An 18692-nucleotide genomic window follows, 5' to 3' on the forward strand; every position below is an offset into this window, starting at 1 on the left:
TAGTAATCCGAATCCGCCATTTTCTCACAGGCATAGAATGTATACCCTCGCGTTTTCGATTTTGTTTGTGTCTTTCATCGTTTTGACGCTGATCGTGCGCTTCTGGCTGGCCTCGCGCCAGATCCGCCATGTGCTGGCGCACCGCAACGCCGTGCCGGCCGAATTTGCCGAGCGCATCCCGCTGGCCGCCCACCAGAAGGCGGCCGACTACACGGTCGCGCGCACCAAGTTCGGCCTGCTGGCGCTGCTGGTCAATACCGTGGTGCTGATCGGGTTTACCCTGTTTGGCGGCCTGCAATGGCTGTCGGAACAGATTTTTCAGATCACCGGTCCCGGCATGGTGTACCAGCTGGCGCTGCTGGCCGCGTTCGCGCTGATCTCGGGCGTGATCGACGTGCCGTTCGATTACTATAAACAGTTCAGGCTCGAGCAGCGCTTCGGCTTCAACAAGATGACGCGCGGCCTGTTCTTTGCCGACCTGCTCAAGGGCGCGGCACTGGGCACGGCCATCGGCCTGCCCCTGGTGTGGGTGGTGCTCACGCTGATGGATAAATCGGGCGCGCTGTGGTGGTTCTACGCCTGGCTGGTGTGGAGCGGCTTCCAGCTGTTGATGATGGTGCTGTTCCCCACCGTGATCGCGCCGCTGTTCAACAAGTTCACGCCGCTGGCCGACCAGTCGCTCAAGGACCGCATCGAGGGCCTGATGACGCGCGTGGGCTTCGCGTCCAAGGGCCTGTTCGTGATGGACGGCTCCAGGCGCAGCGCCCACGGCAACGCCTATTTCTCCGGCTTTGGCGCCCATAAACGCATCGTGTTCTTCGACACCCTGCTGGCGCGCCTGCAACCGCACGAGATCGAGGCGGTGCTGGCGCACGAACTCGGCCACTTCAAGCTCAAGCACATCGTCAAGCGCATCGCGATGATGTTTGCGATCTCGCTCGGCTTCCTGGCGCTGCTCGGTTACCTGAAAAACCAGGTGTGGTTCTACACCGGCCTCGGCGTCGATCCGCTGGCCCTGCCCGGCCAGACCAACGATGCCATGGTGCTGCTGCTGTTCATGCTGGTGCTGCCGGTGTTTACGTTCCTGTTCGGACCGCTGACCTCGATCAGCTCGCGCAAGCACGAATTCGAAGCGGATGCCTTTGCCGCCCAACACACCGCCGCGCGCGACCTGGTGTCGGCCCTGGTCAAGATGTACGAAGACAACGCTTCCACCCTGACGCCCGATCCGCTGCACTCGGCCTTCTACGATACCCACCCGCCCGCGAGCGTGCGGATTCGACAACTCAATTTGGCTGCGGCTTCATGAACAACCCAAAACTCCAACAAAAACTGACGGCAACCATCATTGCCGCCCACGGCCGCCACTACCTGGCCGAAGCCGATGGCCGCAAGCTGCAATGCGTCACGCGCGGCAAGAAGACCAACGTTGCCGTCGGCGACATCGTGCAGATCACCACCACGTCCAACGACCAGGGCGTGATCGACAAGATCGAGGAACGCAGCACCCTGCTCTACCGCTCCGACCAGTACAAGTCGAAACTGCTGGCCGCCAACCTGACGCAGTTGTTCATCGTGGTGGCGACCGAGCCGGGCTTTGCCGACGACCTGGTCTCGCGCTCGCTGGTGGCGGCCGAAGCGGCCGGCATCAAGGCCCACCTGATCCTCAACAAGACCGACGTGGAAGCGGCGCTGCCGCGCACGCGCGAGCGGGTGGCTGCTTACGGCTCGCTCGGTTACCCGGTGCACGAGGTCTCGGCCACGGCCCGCCCCGAAGAGGCGGTGGCGATCCTGCAACCGCTGATGGCGGGCCAGTCGTCGATCCTGATCGGCCAGTCCGGCATGGGCAAGTCGTCGCTGATCAACCTGCTGGTGCCCGACGCCGATATCGCCGTGCGCGAAATCTCGGCCGCGCTCGATACCGGCAAGCACACCACCACCTTCACCCGGCTGTACCAGTTGCCCGAACTGGGGGCAGGCACGGCCATCATCGATTCGCCCGGTTTCCAGGAATTCGGCCTCTACCATTTGACAGAAGGCATGCTGGAACGCGCCTTCGTCGAATTCGCGCCCTACCTGGGCCACTGCAAGTTCTACAACTGCCGCCACCTGATCGAACCGCAGTGCGCGGTGCTGGCAGCAGTCGCGGAAGGCAAGATCGCGCGCATGCGCCATACCTTGTACGGCCAGTTGCTGCACGAATCGTCGCAAACCCTGTACTGATTCAACAACAATAGCGACTTGCGCACGGGCCGTGTTTGCGGTCTATAATTCTCGATGGCAATACCAACGCAGGCAGCCCCACCCTCGCTGCGCGACCGGTGTCCTAAAGGATGGCGATGGACTTGTTTGTACTCGACGACGAAGTAGCCCAATGGGAGACCGTCTTGCTGCGCCTGACCGGCGCCGAGCGGCTGCCGGTACTGGTGCCGCTGGCCTGGCACCTGCGCCAGCGCGACTGCGTGCGCGCCGTGGCGCTGGCGCGCGAAGGGCTGGTGCTGCTGTTCGCCGCCGGCCTCGCGCCCGGTGACCTGGCCGCCACTGCCGCGCGGCTGGAACTGGTCGCGGCAGAAGCCGCGTGGCTCGCCGGCGAGCTCGATGCCGCCGAACGCATGGCGATCGAGATCGGCGCCCAGATGCTGGCCTGCGCAGACTGGCGCGGCGTGGCCGACACCCACTGGCTGCGCGCGTGGATCGCCATCGACCGCGGCGACCACCAGCGCGGCGCCGAACACCTCGATCACATGATCGCCATCGCGCGCCAGCCCGGCGTCGATGACACCATGCGCGCCACCTGCGCCGAGGCGGCGATTGCCCGCTGGGCCGTGATGGAAAACCGCGAGGCCGCCGAACAGCGCTGGTCCGCCCGCCTTGGCTCCAGCAACCATGCCCACTACGACCTGCACCCGGCGGTGGCGGTATGGGTGCTGGACTTCTTCGGCACCGACGCCACCCAGGGCAGCAACTTCGGCGCGGCGGCCGGCCACTTCGCCCGCGTGTACGAGGCGGCGCGCGTGAGCGGCCAGCTACGCTCGGCGATTACCGCCGCCATCAACATCGGCATCGATTTTACGAACCTCAACGACCACCGCGCCGCGCTGGAATGGATGCAGCGCGCGCTCGACATGGCGCGCCCCACCAGCTGGCCGCGCAGCATCGGCGTGTGCCTCACCCATACGGCCGACACCATGCGCCGCCTGGGCCAGCTGGAGGCGAGTGCCGCCCTGCTCGACGAAGCGTTCGATGTGCTGGCGCCGCTGGCCGACGGCCGCAGCTACGCCACGGCGCTGCAATTCCGCGGCGACCTGCAACTCGATACCGGCAACTACGCCGGCGCGCTCGAATCGTTCCGCCAGTTGCAGGCCAACGCCGCACGCCTGCGCCACGCGGACCTGATGTGCGCCGCGCGGCGTGGTCAGGCGCACGCGCTGTGCTTCCTCGATCGGCCACAGGAAGCGCTGACGGTGGCGCAAGACGCCATCGCCCTGGCCCAAGCCCAGTCCAGCCTGACCCACCACGTGCGTACGCTGCGCGTGCTCTCGGTGATCCACACGCGGCACGCACTGCCGCCACCGGACGGCATGACCGAGCAAAACGCCACCCTGCATTATCTGCACCAGGCGCTGGCGCTGGCCTCGGGCATCGAAGGCTACACGCTGCCGGGCGACCTGCTGGAAACCCTGGCCCACGAATATGCCCAGGTGGGCCAGTACCAGCGCGCCTACGAATCGGCCCAGGCGGCGGCCGCCGCGCGCCGTACTACCCACAGCCGCGAAGCCACCAACCGCGCCATCGCCATGCAGGTGCACCAGCAGACCGAGCGCGCCCGCGCCGAGGGCCAGCATCACCGCGAGCTGGCGGCATCCGAAGCGCGCCGCGCCCGCGTGCTGCAGCAAACCACGGCCACGCTCGAACGCCTGTCCGCCATCGGCCAGGAAATCACCACCCACCTCGACGCCAATGCTGTGTTCCAGGCGATCAACCGCCATGTGCAGGCGCTGCTGGCGGCCAACAGCTTTGCCATCTACCTGTGCGATCCCGGTTGCGACACCCTGAGCCGCGCATTCGGCATGGAAAACGGCAAACCGCTGGCCGACAACACCATCGCCGTGGACAATCCGCGCGCCAACGCCGCGCGCTGCCTGCGCGAACGGCGCGAGATCTACGTGGAAGACGCCGGCCCGGACGACATCTTCCTCGCCCCGAACACCCTGCTGATGGCATGCGCGCTGTACGTGCCGCTGCTGGTCGGCGAGCGCGCGCTGGGCGTGATGACGGTGCAGGCCTCGAACGCACGGGCCTATCGTGCGCGCGAGCGGCTGATCTTCCGCACCCTGTGTGCCTACGGCGCCATTGCGCTCGACAACGCCCAGGCCTACGCGCAGTTGAAGGATGCGCAAACCCAGCTGGTGTCGCAGGAAAAGCTGGCGGCACTGGGGTCCCTGATGGCCGGCGTGGCGCACGAGCTCAATACGCCGATCGGCAACAGCCTGCTGATCGCCAGCACGCTGCACCAGAAAACCACGGACCTGGCGCGCCAGGTCGCGGGCCCCGGCCTGCGCCGCTCCGAGCTGGCCGCCTACCTGGACGACGCCGCGAACGCGCACGAACTGGTGATGCGCGGCCTGAACAGCGCGGCGGACCTGGTCAACAGCTTCAAGCAGGTGGCGGTGGACCGCACCACCGAGCAACGCCGCCAGTTCGACCTGCAGCAGGTGGCCGGCGAAGTGATTGCCACCATGATGAACCGCATCCGCGCCTCCGGCCACCGTATCGAAGCGGAGGTGCCGCCGCACATCGCCATGGATAGCTACCCCGGCCCGCTGGGCCAGGTGATCGCCAATTTCATCAACAACGCCCTGCTGCACGCGTTCGACAAGGACGTGGTGGGACGCCTGTGGCTGCGCGCCGCCACCGCGCCCGATCAGCCGGGCCGGGTGCAGCTGGTATTCGGCGACAACGGCGTCGGCATCGCCCCGGCCAATATGTCGCGCATCTTCGACCCATTCTTCACCACCAAGCTGGGGCAAGGCGGCAGCGGGCTCGGACTGTCGATCAGTTACAACATCGTCACCTCGCTGCTGGGCGGGCAGATCACGGTGCGCAGTTCGCCGGCCGGTACCGTGTTCACGCTGGACCTGCCACTGATCGCCCCCGCAGCCCGTGGACCGGCCGCCGCGCAGATCTATCATTAAAAGGGGCTGGCTGACCAGCACAATCTCCTGTTATTGGCCCTACCGGCCGAATTGCCTTTATAATTGACCGGTTCAGCCGGCCGGGTATCGAGTCCCAGGCCAGCTCACCTGTCAGTTGCCACTATGCCTATCCAAAAACAGATCAAGCATTACCTGCAGTTTTCCGACTTCACGCTGGAAGAATACGAGTACGTGATTGAACGCGCGCACCTCATCAAGCGCAAGTTCAAGAACTACGAGATTTACCATCCGCTGATCGACCGAACCCTGGTAATGGTCTTCGAGAAGAACTCCACCCGCACCCGCCTGTCGTTCGAGGCCGGCATGCACCAGCTGGGCGGCGCCGCCATCTACCTGAACACGCGCGACAGCCAGCTCGGTCGCGGCGAGCCGGTGGAAGACGCGGGCCAGGTCATGAGCCGCATGTGCGACATCATCATGGTGCGCACGTTCGGCCAGGACATCATCGAGCGCTTTGCGGCCAATTCGCGCGTGCCGGTGATTAACGGCCTGACCAACGAGCACCACCCGTGCCAGGTCTTCGCCGACATCTTCACCTACTACGAGCATCGCGGCCCGATCACCGGCAAGACGGTGGCGTGGATCGGCGACGCCAACAACATGCTGTACTCGTGGCTGCAGGCGGCCGAGGTATTCGGCTTCCATGTCAACGTGTCCACGCCCAAGGGCTACGACATGGACATGTCGCTGGTCTCGACCGATCGCTACACTTTCTTCGCCAACCCGTCCGACGCCTGCGAAGGCGCGCACCTGGTCAACACCGACGTATGGACCAGCATGGGCTACGAAGAAGAAAACGCCGCGCGCCTGAAAGCGTTCGACGGCTGGATCGTCGATGGCGCCAAGATGGCCCGCGCCGCGCCCGACGCGCTGTTCATGCACTGCCTGCCCGCCCACCGCGGCGAGGAAGTGGCGGCCGAAGTCATCGACGGACCGCAATCGGTGGTCTGGGACGAAGCCGAGAACCGCCTGCACATCCAGAAGGCGCTGATCGAGTACCTGCTGCTCGGCCGCCTGGATAACCCTGCCGAATAATCAATAACACTTCACACACTTGGAATCAGCATGAGCGACATTAAAAAAGTAGTCCTCGCCTACTCGGGCGGCCTCGATACCTCCGTCATCCTCAAATGGCTGCAGGATAACTACCAGTGCGAAATCGTCACCTTCACGGCCGACCTGGGCCAGGGCGAAGAACTGGAGCCGGCGCGCGCCAAGGCGATCAAGTTCGGCATCAAGCCGGAGAACATCTACATCGACGACGTGCGCGAAGAATTCGTGCGCGACTTCGTGTTCCCGATGTTCCGTGCAAACACCGTGTACGAAGGCGAATACCTGCTGGGCACCTCGATTGCCCGTCCGCTGATCGCCAAGCGCCTGATCGAAATCGCCAACGAGACCGGCGCCGACGCCATCTCGCACGGCGCCACCGGCAAGGGCAACGACCAGGTGCGCTTCGAACTGGGCGCCTATGCGCTCAAACCTGGCGTCAAAGTGATCGCGCCATGGCGCGAGTGGGACCTGCTGTCGCGTGAAAAACTGCTGAAGTACGCGGAAGACGCGGGCATCGCCATCGACATGAAACACAAGAACGGCGGCGCGCCGTACTCGATGGACGCCAACCTGCTGCACATCTCGTTCGAAGGCCGCCACCTGGAAAACCCGAGCGCCGAAGCCGAGGAATCGATGTGGCGCTGGAGCGTGAGCCCTGAGGCAGCGCCCGACCAGGCCGAGTACCTGGACCTGGAATACGAAAAAGGCGACATCGTCGCACTGAACGGCGTGCGCATGTCGCCAGCCGCCGTGCTGACCGAACTCAATCGCCTGGGCGGCAAGCACGGCATCGGCCGTCTCGACCTGGTGGAAAACCGCTACGTCGGCATGAAGTCGCGCGGCTGCTACGAAACCCCGGGCGGCACCATCATGCTCAAGGGCCACCGCGCCATCGAGTCGATCACGCTGGACCGCGAAGTGGCCCACCTGAAGGACGACCTGATGCCACGCTACGCCTCGCTGATCTACAACGGCTACTGGTGGGCGCCGGAGCGCGTGGCGCTGCAAACCCTGATCGATCACACGCAGGCAACCGTCAACGGCTGGGTACGCGTAAAACTGTACAAGGGTAATGTGATCGTGGTGTCGCGCGATTCGAAGACTGACTCGCTGTTCGATATGAACATCGCGACCTTCGACGAAGACGGCGGCGCCTACAACCAGGCCGACGCCGGCGGTTTCATCAAACTGAACGCGCTGCGCATGCGCATCGCCGCCAACGCACGCCTCAAGCGCGGCCAATAAACAACGGATCGCCCTCTGAAAAGCCGCTCGCCGAGCGGCTTTTTTTTTGTCCTGGCGCCATTACCATGGGACAATGCTTAACCATCTATCGGCGCCTGGAGAAACCATGTTTAAAGACTTGAGCATCAAACGCAAACTATACCTGGGCTTCGGCGCCATCCTCGCCATCATCCTCGCGCTCCTGATCATCGCCTACAACCGTTTTAATAGCCTGTCGGAAGCCAACCAGTGGGACCGCCACACGATGGACGTGATCCAGGCCATCGACGGCTTGCGCAACGACCTGCTGCAAGTGCAGGTGGAAGCGCGCGGCTATTACCTCACCGGCACCGCCGCCCGCCTGGACCGCACCCGCAAGGAGCAGCGCGACATTCCGGAATCGATCCAGACGCTGCAAAAGCTCACGCGCGACAATCCGGCCCAGGTCACGCGTTTCAGCAAGCTGGAAAGCATGATCACCGTCTGGAGCAAGGAAGTCATTGAATCGCAGCTGGTGATGCGCGAGCAGCTGGGCAACGCGCCCGGCGCGGCCGATGCCATGGGCAAGACGCCGCAACTGGCCAGCACCGCCAATTCGGCCATCGGTGAAATCTACAAATTCATGGACGATGCAGCCGCCGAAGAACACCGCCTGCTGCTCGAACGCTCGGCCGCTTCCACCAGCCTGCAGGAGAGCATGCGGCTGGTGATCACGGTGGGCGGCATGGCGTGCGTGCTGCTGGGCGCCCTGGTGGCCTGGCTGCTGGTCGGCTCGCTCACCACGCCGTTGACGAACCTTACCGCCGCCGTGGGCCGTATCGCCCGCGGCGACCAGGGCGCGCGCGCCGAGGTGCTGTCCAACGATGAACTGGGCAAGGTCACCACGGAATTCAACCGCATGGCGCAATCGATCCAGGACAGCCAGGCCAAGGAAAAAGCGGTGAGCGACGAATTGCGCGCCAAGGTCGATTCGCTGCTGGGTGTGGTATCGAAAGCTGCGTCGGGCGACCTGACCGGCAATATCGAAGTGACCGGCAGCGATGCCATCGGCCAGCTGGCGCAAGGCCTTGACCGCATGTTCGAAAACCTGCGCTCGCTGCTCAACAACGTGCAAAAGGCCGGCATCCAGGTCACCACGTCGGCCACTGAAATCGCCGCCTCGGCCAAGCAGCAGGAAGCGACCGGCATCGAGCAGGCCCAGACCAGCGTGGAGATTCTTTCCACCACCAAGGAAATCTCGGCCAATGCCTCGCAGCTGCTCAAGACCATGGAAGAAGCGACTGCGGTGGCGGACTACACCACCACTGCCACCGCCGACGCCCAGGGCAACCTGCGCCGCATGGACAGCACCATGCAGCACATGGTAAGCGCCACCGATTCGATCAACGCCAAGCTGGCCGCACTGTCGGAAAAAGCGTCGAACATCAACAGCGTGCTGATCACGATCACCAAGGTGGCCGACCAGACCAACATCCTGTCGCTCAACGCCGCCATCGAAGCGGAAAAGGCCGGCGAAGCGGGACGCGGCTTCTCGGTCGTGGCCACCGAAATTCGCCGCCTGGCCGACCAGACCTCGGTCTCCACCTGGGACATCGAGCAGATGCTCAAGGAGATGCAGTCGGCGGTATCGGCCAGCGTGATGGGCATGGATAAGTTCTCGGAAGAGATCCGCCGCAGCGTGGGCGAAGTGCGCCAGGTCACCGACCAGCTGTCGGGCGTGATGGACCAGGTACAGAAACTGACGCCGCAGTTCGACGCCGTGCTGCAAGGGATGCAGTCGCAGGCAGTGGGCGCGGAGCAGATCAGCGCCACCATGATGCAGCTGAACGACGCCACCCAGCAGACGGTGGAGTCGCTCAAGGCCACCAGCGAAGCAGTACACCAGCTGCAATACGCGGCCGGCGACCTGCAGACCAGCGTAGCCAATTTCGCGGTCGCGGTGTAAGCGCGCGATGAAACTGCTCGTCTTCCACATCGGCGCCGACCGCTATGGCCTGCGCCTGCGCGACGTGGTGCGCGTGGTGCCGCTGCTCGACCTGAAACACCTGCCGCTGGCGCCCGATCCGGTGGTGGGGCTGATGGACTACCACGGCGCCTCGGTGCCGGTGGTGGACCTGTGCCTGGCCAGCGGCCTGCCGCCCGGCGCCGACCATTTCGATACCCGCATCATCGTCGTCGATTATCGCGCACCCGAAGGCACGGTGCACTTGCTGGGCCTGCGCGCCGAACGGGTGCAAGGCGTGCAGGAAGTACGCGACGACCAGTTGACCGAGAGCGGCGTGAAAGCCGCGCCGTTCCTGGGCCAGGTGGCCGGCGACGCGCGCGGCATGCTGCAGATGGTGGAGCTCGAACATCTGCTCACACCAGCGCTGCGGATCGCGCTGTTCCCAAATGCTGGTAATGCCGGCAGCGCTGACGATAGCGGCAACCTGCCATGACCACGCCGGCCCAGATCATGCTGCGCGCGGCGACGGGGTTGAACCTGTCGAAGCAGATCGTCGATCGCGCCATTCGCGCGCGCGTGGTCTGCGTCGGTGCGGTCGATGCCGACGATTACCTCGACCGCATGACCCCGGAGGAGCTGACCGCGCTGGTGGAACTGGTGGTGGTGCCGGAATCGTGGTTCTACCGCGACCAGCAGGCCTTCCACGCCACCGCCGACTACCTCAAAGAGCAGATCCAGGTCGAGCGCAATCGACTGTTCCACGTGCTGTCGCTGCCGTGCGCCGGCGGCGAGGAACCGTACACGATGGCGATGGTGCTGCTCGACGCCGGCATTCCCGCCGACCGCTTCATGATCGACGCCTTCGATATCAGCCCGGTGTGCGTAGCGCGCGCCAAGACCGGCGTGTATGGCCGCAACGCCTTTCGCAGCCAGGGCCTGGCGTTCCGCGACCGTCACTTCACCGAGGCTGGCAACGATGCATGGCGCATCAACGACGCGGTGCGCAAGCAGGTGCGCTTCCACCAGGGGAATGTGCTGGAAATGACCATGGCCAAGCGCGCCGGATTGTATGACGTGATCTTTTGCCGCAACCTGCTGATCTACTTCGACAAGCCCACCACCAGCGCCGCCATCCGCAACCTCGACACCATGCTCAAGCGCGACGGTCTGCTGTTCGTCGGCTACGCCGAGGTACCGTCGCTGTGCGCCAACGGCTTCGCGCCGCTGCCGTATGCGCAGGCGTTTGGGTTGATCAAGGATGCGGAGGCGGTGGCGCGCAAGAAGGCCGGTGCGCTGGCGGTGGCTGCGACCACTGCGCCTGCCTCCGCGCGAACAGCGCGCAGTGCGCGTCCGGGTGTGACACCGTCAATGGCAGCGCCGGCGCCGCTCGCGGCCAGGCTGACGCCGGCCCCGGCCACGCCCTCGGGATCGATGCCACCCGCACCTGGGCGTCCGGCTACCGGTGGCACTGCTGCGGCCACTGCGGGTGCGACTGGCAACAAGCCTGCGGCGGCCAAGCCGGCCGGGCCGGTGCCGGCCCCTGGCCGCGACCTGCTGGCCGACGCCCGCCGCCTGGCCGACCTGGGCCAACTGAAGGAAGCCGAGCGAGATTGCCGCGACCACCTGGCGCAGCAGCCCGAGTCGGCGGAAGCGTATTTCATCCTCGGCCTGATCAACGAACTGACCAACAAGCATGTGCAGGCGCAGGACTACTGGAAGCGCTGTATCTACCTGCAGCCCGACCATTACGAAGCGCTGTGCCACCTGGCGTTGCTGGCCGACACCAACGGCGACGCCACCACGGCCGCCGCGCTCAAGGCGCGCGCCGCGCGCATCTATAAACGCCAGCAGGCATCTTAAGAACAAGGGCGCCCCGACATGACGACCACCTTAGTCACCGCCGCAGCCACTGCCGATGCGATCGAAATCGACGACTGCTGGAATCGCATCGGCGTGGGCGGCGACCAGACCTGCGAGAAGCTGGCCGAGTACATCCACTGCCGCAACTGCCCGGTATACGCCAGCGCCGCTCAGCGCAATCTGCAGCGCGCGGTCGGCGCCGGCTACAAGCAGGAATGGGCCGCGCGCTTCCGCCAGCCCGCCATCGACACCCAGGCGCTCGACGCCTCGTGCCTGGTGTTTCGCATCGGCCGCGAATGGCTGTCGCTGCCGACCAGATTGTTCGTGGCCGTGGCGCCCGAGGCCAAGCCGCACCGGCTGCCGCATCGTACCGATCGCGGCTTGACCGGCATCGTCAATGTCGGCGGCACGCTGTATCCGTGCATGTCGCTTGCCGCCCTCCTGGGCATCGATGACAGCGAAGGCGAAGCAGCCAGGGGGACCATGCAGCGCCATACGTTTGCGCGGCTGCTGCTGATCCGCTGGGAAGACCAGGCATATGCGCTGCCGGTGGCCGACCTGCACGGCATCGAACGCTATGCCACGGCCGCCGTGCACGCGCCGGCCGCCACCATCAACAAGGGTCTCTCCCGCTTCCTGTCGGGCGTGATCTCGATCGCCGACATGCATGTGGGCGTGCTGGACGCGGCACTGATCGGCTACCAACTTGCGAGGACCCTGCGATGAGCCAGGATAACGGCGGCATGGGCGGAGACCTGAGCCAATTTTCGATGCTGGACCTGTTCCGCATGGAGGCGGACAGCCAGACGCAAATCCTTACCGACGGCCTGCTGGCCATGGAACGGCTGAAGAACGATGCCAGCGCGGTCGAGTCGATGATGCGCGCGGCGCACTCGATCAAGGGTGCGGCGTCCATCGTCGGCCTGGAAGTGGTGGTGCAGGTGGCGCACAGCATGGAAGACGCCTTCATCGCCGCGCAACACGGCAAGCTGGCCCTGACGCCCAACCGGGTGGACGTGCTGCTGGCCGGCGTGGACCTGATCCTGCAACTGTCACGCCTGCAGGACAGCGGCGTCGATGCCTGGCTGGCCGCCAACGAAACGCTGATCAAGCAGACCCTCGATTCGATCGCCACCATCGCCTTTTTGCCGGAACCGGTCAATTTGCAGGCGGAGATGGGGTGGATGCAGCAGGCGCCCGCGCCTGCGCCAGCGCCGGCGTTTCCGGTCGGCGAACTGCCGATCGCGCCGACACCGGCGCCGGTGCCGGCCGAGGAGGTGCCGATCGATCGGCGCGCGTCGGCGGCCGGCGCCAAGGCGCAGAACTTCGACAAGCTGCTGTCGCTGGCCAGCGAGTCGCGCATCAACGCCCACCAGATGCATCCGTTCATCCAGAACCTGCAACGCTTCAAGCGCAACCAGGCCAGCCTGGCGGCAGTGATCGAGCAGCTGCACGAAGCGATTTCCAACAGCACCGATCCGAAGCTGAAAGAACTGTCGCTGCTGGCGCTGCAAAAGACCCAGCCCTTAAAGCAGTTCGTGCTCGAACACATTGCCGATACCGAGGCGTATGAGCGGCGCCTACTGGCCGTCTCGCAAGGCATGGTGGACGAAGTGCTGACCATGCGCATGCGGCCGTTCCGCGACGGCGTGCAGCCGTTTCCACGCATGGTGCGCGACCTCGCGCGCAGCCTGGGCAAGGACGTGCAATTGCAGATCATCGGCGAAGACACGCTGGTGGACCGCGACATCCTGGCCCGCATCGAAAGCCCGCTCAACCACATGCTGCGCAACGCCATCGATCACGGCATGGACAGCGCAGTGGAACGCATCGCCGCCGGCAAGCCGGGCGCCGGCACCATCGTGCTGGAGGCGAAGCACCGCGCCGGCATGCTCAGCATCGAGATCAGCGACGACGGCAAGGGCGTGGACCTGGAAAAAATCCGCACCCGCGTGATCGACCGCAAGATGGCCAGCGCGCCGATGGCGGCCGCCATGTCGGGCGCCGAACTGCTGGAGTTCCTGTTCCTGCCGGCGTTCAGCCTGAAGGAAAACACCACCGAGATCTCGGGGCGTGGCGTGGGGCTCGATATCGTCCACGAAACCATCCGCTCGCAGAACGGCACGGTGCGTATCGAATCCGAACTGGGCGTGGGCTTTCGCACCTTCATCACCTTGCCGCTGACACAGTCGATCGTGCGCGCGCTGGTGGTTGATGTAAAAGGCGAGGCTTACGCGGTGCCGATCGTGCAGGTCGAGCGCGTGATCAAGGTGCCGCAAACGGCCATCCATACGCTGGAGAATAAACAGTTCTTCGACTTCGGCGGCGAGCACCTGGGACTGGTGTCGGCGGCGCAGGTGCTGGAACTGGGTGAGACTGACGCCTCGTCGGCGGAGCTGTCTGTGGTGGTAATCGGCAGCGGCGCGCGGCGCTACGCGCTGGTGGTGGACGCCATCAACGGCGAGCAAAGCCTGGCGGTGCAGGCCATCGATCCGATCTTCGGCAAGATGCGCGACATCTCGGCCGCCGCCCTGCTCGACAATGGCGACCCGGTGCTGATCCTCGACGTGCCCGACCTGCTGCTGTCGATCGACAAACTGCTGCACGATGGCGGCCTGCACCAGCTCACCCGCGCCGACCACACCGAGCGCCGCAAGACCAAGCGCGTGCTGGTGGTGGACGATTCGCTCACGGTGCGCGAGATGGAACGCAAGCTGCTGCAAAGCCGGGGCTTCCTGGTCGATATCGCGATCGACGGAATCGACGGCTGGAACGTGGTGCGCAGCGGAGAGTACGACCTGGTGATCACCGACGTGGACATGCCGCGCATGGACGGTATCGAGCTGGTCGCACTGATCAAGAAGGATATCCACCTTCACAAACTGCCAGTCATGATAGTCTCTTATAAAGATCGGCCGGAGGACCGCGCACGCGGACTGTCGGCCGGCGCAGACTATTATTTGACCAAGGGCAGCTTCCACGACGAGACGCTGCTCGATGCGGTCAGCGACCTGATTGGAGACGCCCACAGATGAAGATCGCCATCGCCAACGATGTCGCCATGGCAGCCGAAGCGCTGCGGCGCGTGGTTGCCAGCACCGCCGAGCACCAGGTGCTGTGGATCGCCCGCACAGGCGCGGAGGCGGTGCGCATGTGCGCGGAAAACCGGCCGGACCTGATCCTCATGGACCTCAACATGCCGGAACTCGATGGCGTGGAGGCTACCCGCAAGATCATGGAACAGAGCCCGTGCGCGATCCTGGTCGTGACCGGCCGGCCGCAGGACAACGTCAACCAGGTGTTCCGCGCGCTGGGCGCCGGCGCGCTCGACGTCACCGCCACGCCGGTGCTGCAAGGCCAGCCGGGCGGCGACTCCGAGCTGCTGGCCAAAATCCGCACCATGGACAAGCTGATACGCCACAGCGGCGGCAGCCAGGCCATGGCGCCGCGCACATCGCTGGCCGGCAGCGCCCCGGCGCCTGTCGCCGACAATGCCGATACGCCGGTGCCGGTAACGTCGCTGCTGGCGATTGGCGCCTCCACCGGCGGCCCGGTGGCGGTCTCCAAGATGCTGGCCGGCTGGGTGCCACCACGCGGTTGCGCGGTAGTGGTGGTGCAGCACATCGACGAGCACTTCGCCAACAACTTTGCGCGCTGGCTCGGCGAGCAGCTCGACATGCCGGTGCGTACCGCCGACGAGGGCGACGAGCTCGCGGCCGGCGTGGTGCTGATCGCCAAGAGCAACGACCACCTGACGCTGGATCAAAATCTGCGCTTGCGTTACGATGCAAATCCTAGGGACTACGCTTACCGGCCGTCGGTCGATGTGTTCTTCCGCTGCGTGGCGCAGCACTGGAAAGGCGTGGCGGTGGGTGTGCTGTTGACCGGCATGGGCCGTGATGGCGCCGAGGGCCTGCTGGCGCTGCGCCGCGCGGGCCACATGACCATCGCCCAGGACCAGGCCAGCAGCGCCGTCTACGGCATGCCGCGCGCCGCCGCCGAGCTGGATGCGGCGCAGATGATTTTACCGCTGACGCGGATCGGACCGGTCCTGCGCAGCACGTTGGGCAGCCGCGCATCATAGAAATAATGCGCGCAACCGAAGAAAGAGAGTATCGATGTCCGAAGCACCCGCAATCGCTGCAGCTACCGTTGACGCCGAACAGGCGCTTACCGCCTTCAAGGTCAGGGTGCTGCTAGTGGACGACCAGTTGATCATCGTCGAAGCCGTGCGCCGCATGTTGAGCGACCAGTCCGATATCGAATTCCACTACGTGACCGACGCCACGCTGGCGCTGCAAACGGCCGTCCAGCTGCAACCGACCGTGATCCTGCAAGACCTGGTGATGCCATCGATCGACGGCTTCGGCCTGATCCAGAGTTATCGCGGCGACGAATCGCTGCGCCATGTGCCGGTGATCGTGCTGTCGGCCAAGGAAGACCCCAAGCTCAAGGCGCACAGCTTTGGCACCGGCGCCAACGACTACATGGTCAAACTGCCCGACAAGCTCGAACTGCTGGCACGCGTGCGCTACCACTCGGGCGCGCACATCAGCCGCCTGCAACGCGACCAGGCGTTCCGCTTCCTGCGCGAGAGCCAGAAAAGCCTGGCCGACGCCAACATCGAACTGCAAAAGCTGGCCGCGCTCGACGCCCTCACCGGCATCGCCAACCGCCGCCGCTTCGACGACACCATGCGCATCGAATGGCAGCGCGGACAGCGCGACAAGAAGCCGCTCACGCTGCTGATGTGCGACGTCGATTTCTTCAAACTGTATAACGACAGCTTCGGCCACCTGGCGGGCGACCTCGCCCTCAAGAAGGTGGCTGCCGTGTTAACCGAACATCTGAAGCGCCCGGCCGATCTGGCCGCGCGCTATGGCGGCGAGGAATTCGTCATTATCCTGCCGGAGACACCATTGACGGGGGCACTGATCGTGGCCGAGTCATGCCGCCGACACCTGGAGCAGTTAGCCATCGAAAACCCGCAAGCGACCACCGACCTGTCCTGCGTGACCATGTCGATCGGTGTGGCCAGCGTAGTGCCCTCGCCGCAGTCGAGCATCGATGACCTGATCCAGCACGCCGACCAGGCGCTGTACGCCGCCAAAACCGGTGGCCGCAACCGCGTCGAAAGCGCGGGCCAGTTGCCCGGTCCCCTCCCCGCATCACATTAAGGAAACAAGCAGCATGAGTGCTCAATTCGATCAAGTCAGCGTCGTCAAGAAGTCCAATGTTTACTTCGACGGCAAGTGCGTCTCGCACAACATCATCTTCGCCGATGGCAGCAAGAAAAGCGTGGGTGTGATCTTCCCGTCCACCCTGAAGTTCAACACCGGCGCGCCGGAAATCATGGAAGTCGTCAGCGGCGTGTGCAAGGTGCGCCTGGCTGGTGAAGAGGAGTGGAAAACTTACGCAGCGGGCGACCAGTTCAGCATCGTCGGCGATTCGTCGTTCGATATCGAGACGGTGGAAACGCTCGATTACGTTTGCAGCTTCGGCTAAAGCACACCCGGTATGGATCCCCGCGTGCGCGGGGATGACCGGATTTCCGTCAGCGGCCTTGGCACATCATCCTCGCGAAAGCGGGGATCCATAGGACCGATGCGGCGCCATCAAACAAACACCGGCTCCGCCTCCAGCGCCACGCCATACTTTGCCAGCACATCGGCTTGAATCGCCGCCGCCAGCGCCACCACCTCCGCCCCCGTCGCCCCGCCGTTATTGACCAGAACCAGTGCCTGTTTCGGGTACACGCCCGCTGCGCCCAGGTTACGCCCTTTCCAGCCGCATTGATCGATCAGCCAGCCGGCGGCCAGCTTCTCGCTGCCATCAGGCTGCGCATGGTGCACCAGTGCCGGAAAGCGCTCGAGCAGCGCGGCGCACTGTTCTGACGATACCACCGGGTTCTTGAAGAAGCTGCCGGCGTTGCCGATCACCGCAGGATCGGGCAGTTTGCGGCGGCGGATCGCGATCACCGTATCGGCCACCTGCTGCGCGGTGGGCGCGGTCCAGCCTTGCTCGGCCACCGCCTGCGCCAGTTCCGCGTAGCGCAGGTTCGGCTGCCAGCAACGCGGCAAGGCGAATGTCACGTCCAGGATCACCAGTTCGCGTCCGTCATCGCGCTTGAATATGCTGTCACGGTAACCGAAACGGCATGCCGCTGCATCCATGGTACGCGTGCTGCCGTCGCACGGATCGAACACGGTCACGCTGTGAAAGACGTCCTTGATTTCGAGCCCATAGGCGCCAATATTCTGGATAGGCGACGCGCCCACGGTACCGGGAATCAGCGACAGGTTTTCCAGTCCGCCGAGGCCCTGGGCAAGGGTCCATTGCACGAAGGCGTGCCAGTTCTCGCCAGCCGCCGCACGGACAAAATGGTGGGTTTCATCGCCGCCGACCACCTCTTTTCCTGCGAGCGCGAGGTGCAATACCAGCCCGGGAAAATCGCCGGTCAGCAGCACGTTGCTGCCGCCGCCCAAGACCAGCCGCGGCAAAGCGCGCCAATTGGCGCCTGTATAAACGCCGATCAGCTGCTCGGTATTCGTGATCCGCAAATAGGCATGGGCGCTGGCCGCGATGCCGAAAGTATTGAGGGACTGCAGGGGGAATTGATATTGGATGGATGAGAGTGGCTGCATGGACTAAAAAACCGATAAATTTAGTCGATTATAGAGGGAAACGTACAAAAAACCACTTGGCATATGGCGGCTTGCGTGCTGTTGTCCGTTAAAATGTCAGACTTTGATGCAGGGGTGTTTCACACGCCTGCATGCCACACGAAAAGGAAATAGCCATGCCGTCGTTTGATGTAGTTTCTGAAGCCGATATGATCGAAGTGAAAAACGCGGTCGACCAGTCCAACAAGGAAATCACCACCCGGTTCGATTTCAAGGGCAGCGACGCGCGGGTCGAGCAAAAGGACAACGAACTGACCGCCTTTGCCGATTCCGAGTTCCAACTGAGCCAAGTGCGCGACGTGCTGACCAACAAGTTGGCCAAGCGCAAGGTTGACGTCCGTTTCTTGGAAGACGGCGATATCAAGAAGATTGGCGGCGACAAGGTCAAGCAGGTCATCAAGGTCAAGAACGGTATCGAAACCGATGATGCCAAAAAGATCGTGCGTGTGATCAAGGACAGCAAGATGAAGGTGCAAGCGAGTATCCAGGGCGAATCGGTGCGCGTCACCGGCGCCAAGCGCGACGACCTGCAAGCGGCCATGGCCATGCTGCGCAAGGACGTGCCGGACATGCCGCTGGAATTCAACAACTTCCGCGACTGATCCCGCCGCGCGGTTGACGCCGCGCCGTCACAAGGCTGTAGCACGGCTGGAGTAGAATGAAGCCTCCGCGCCACGTGCTACCGCGCAATCGAACTCTCTGCATACCGCC

Annotated in this window: 15 protein-coding genes; 14 read left to right on the plus strand and 1 reads right to left on the minus strand. The window is 64.4% G+C overall.

What is annotated here, in order from left to right; translation table 11 throughout:
- Positions 1-37 precede the first annotated feature (37 nt).
- From SR858_RS19165 to ppnP, 13 genes are all read left to right on the plus strand, one after another.
- On the plus strand, positions 38-1309 hold the full coding sequence (locus SR858_RS19165) for a M48 family metallopeptidase (protein ID WP_019924865.1): 1272 nt from the start codon (positions 38-40) through the stop codon (positions 1307-1309).
- Positions 1306-2223, plus strand: coding sequence for a ribosome small subunit-dependent GTPase A (gene rsgA / locus SR858_RS19170; RefSeq protein WP_019924864.1), 918 nt, complete (start codon positions 1306-1308; stop codon positions 2221-2223). Before SR858_RS19165 ends, rsgA begins: the two co-directional genes overlap by 4 nt.
- 116 nt (positions 2224-2339) lie before the next feature.
- Positions 2340-5195 (plus strand): ATP-binding protein, encoded by a 2856-nt coding sequence (locus SR858_RS19175; protein ID WP_026637843.1) that lies wholly within the window; start codon positions 2340-2342, stop codon positions 5193-5195.
- A 123-nt stretch (positions 5196-5318) separates the two neighbouring features.
- Positions 5319-6251: an ornithine carbamoyltransferase gene (gene argF, locus SR858_RS19180; protein ID WP_019924862.1), complete on the plus strand. Its 933-nt coding sequence runs from the start codon at positions 5319-5321 to the stop codon at positions 6249-6251.
- A gap of 30 nt (positions 6252-6281) precedes the next feature.
- Positions 6282-7514, plus strand: a complete 1233-nt coding sequence (locus SR858_RS19185; protein WP_019924861.1) for an argininosuccinate synthase — start codon at positions 6282-6284, stop codon at positions 7512-7514.
- A 106-nt stretch (positions 7515-7620) separates the two neighbouring features.
- Positions 7621-9438 carry a methyl-accepting chemotaxis protein gene (locus SR858_RS19190; RefSeq protein WP_019924860.1) on the plus strand — a complete coding sequence of 606 codons (1818 nt, stop codon included), beginning with the start codon at positions 7621-7623 and terminating at the stop codon, positions 9436-9438.
- Between the two features lie 7 nt (positions 9439-9445).
- The gene (locus tag SR858_RS19195) at positions 9446-9931 is read left to right on the plus strand and encodes a chemotaxis protein CheW (RefSeq protein WP_019924859.1); all 486 of its coding nucleotides are present in this window, start codon (positions 9446-9448) and stop codon (positions 9929-9931) included.
- On the plus strand, positions 9928-11298 hold the full coding sequence (locus SR858_RS19200) for a CheR family methyltransferase (RefSeq protein ID WP_019924858.1): 1371 nt from the start codon (positions 9928-9930) through the stop codon (positions 11296-11298). Before SR858_RS19195 ends, SR858_RS19200 begins: the two co-directional genes overlap by 4 nt.
- 18 nt (positions 11299-11316) lie before the next feature.
- Positions 11317-12024, plus strand: a complete 708-nt coding sequence (locus SR858_RS19205) for a chemotaxis protein CheW (RefSeq protein WP_019924857.1) — start codon at positions 11317-11319, stop codon at positions 12022-12024.
- Positions 12021-14333, plus strand: a complete 2313-nt coding sequence (locus tag SR858_RS19210) for a hybrid sensor histidine kinase/response regulator (protein WP_019924856.1) — start codon at positions 12021-12023, stop codon at positions 14331-14333. Before SR858_RS19205 ends, SR858_RS19210 begins: the two co-directional genes overlap by 4 nt.
- Positions 14330-15382 carry a chemotaxis-specific protein-glutamate methyltransferase CheB gene (cheB, locus tag SR858_RS19215; RefSeq protein WP_019924855.1) on the plus strand — a complete coding sequence of 351 codons (1053 nt, stop codon included), beginning with the start codon at positions 14330-14332 and terminating at the stop codon, positions 15380-15382. The genes SR858_RS19210 and cheB overlap by 4 nt, the downstream gene beginning before the upstream one ends.
- Before the next feature lie 34 nt (positions 15383-15416).
- Complete coding sequence (locus tag SR858_RS19220) at positions 15417-16475, plus strand: diguanylate cyclase (RefSeq protein ID WP_019924854.1); 1059 nt, start codon at positions 15417-15419, stop codon at positions 16473-16475.
- 13 nt (positions 16476-16488) lie between these two features.
- Complete coding sequence (gene ppnP, locus SR858_RS19225) at positions 16489-16803, plus strand: pyrimidine/purine nucleoside phosphorylase (RefSeq protein ID WP_019924853.1); 315 nt, start codon at positions 16489-16491, stop codon at positions 16801-16803.
- Positions 16804-16913: 110 nt separating this feature from the next.
- Here ppnP and murB read toward each other — a convergent pair whose 3' ends face one another.
- Positions 16914-17942 carry a UDP-N-acetylmuramate dehydrogenase gene (gene murB / locus SR858_RS19230; RefSeq protein WP_019924852.1) on the minus strand — a complete coding sequence of 343 codons (1029 nt, stop codon included), beginning with the start codon at positions 17940-17942 and terminating at the stop codon, positions 16914-16916.
- Positions 17943-18097: 155 nt separating this feature from the next.
- Between murB and SR858_RS19235 the strand changes: the two genes are divergently transcribed.
- Entirely contained in the window at positions 18098-18583 is a 486-nt protein-coding gene (locus SR858_RS19235) for a YajQ family cyclic di-GMP-binding protein (RefSeq protein WP_019924851.1), read from the plus strand.
- The last annotated feature ends 109 nt before the right edge of the window (positions 18584-18692 follow it).

Source organism: Duganella zoogloeoides (genome assembly GCF_034479515.1).
GTDB lineage: Bacteria > Pseudomonadota > Gammaproteobacteria > Burkholderiales > Burkholderiaceae_D > Rugamonas > Rugamonas zoogloeoides.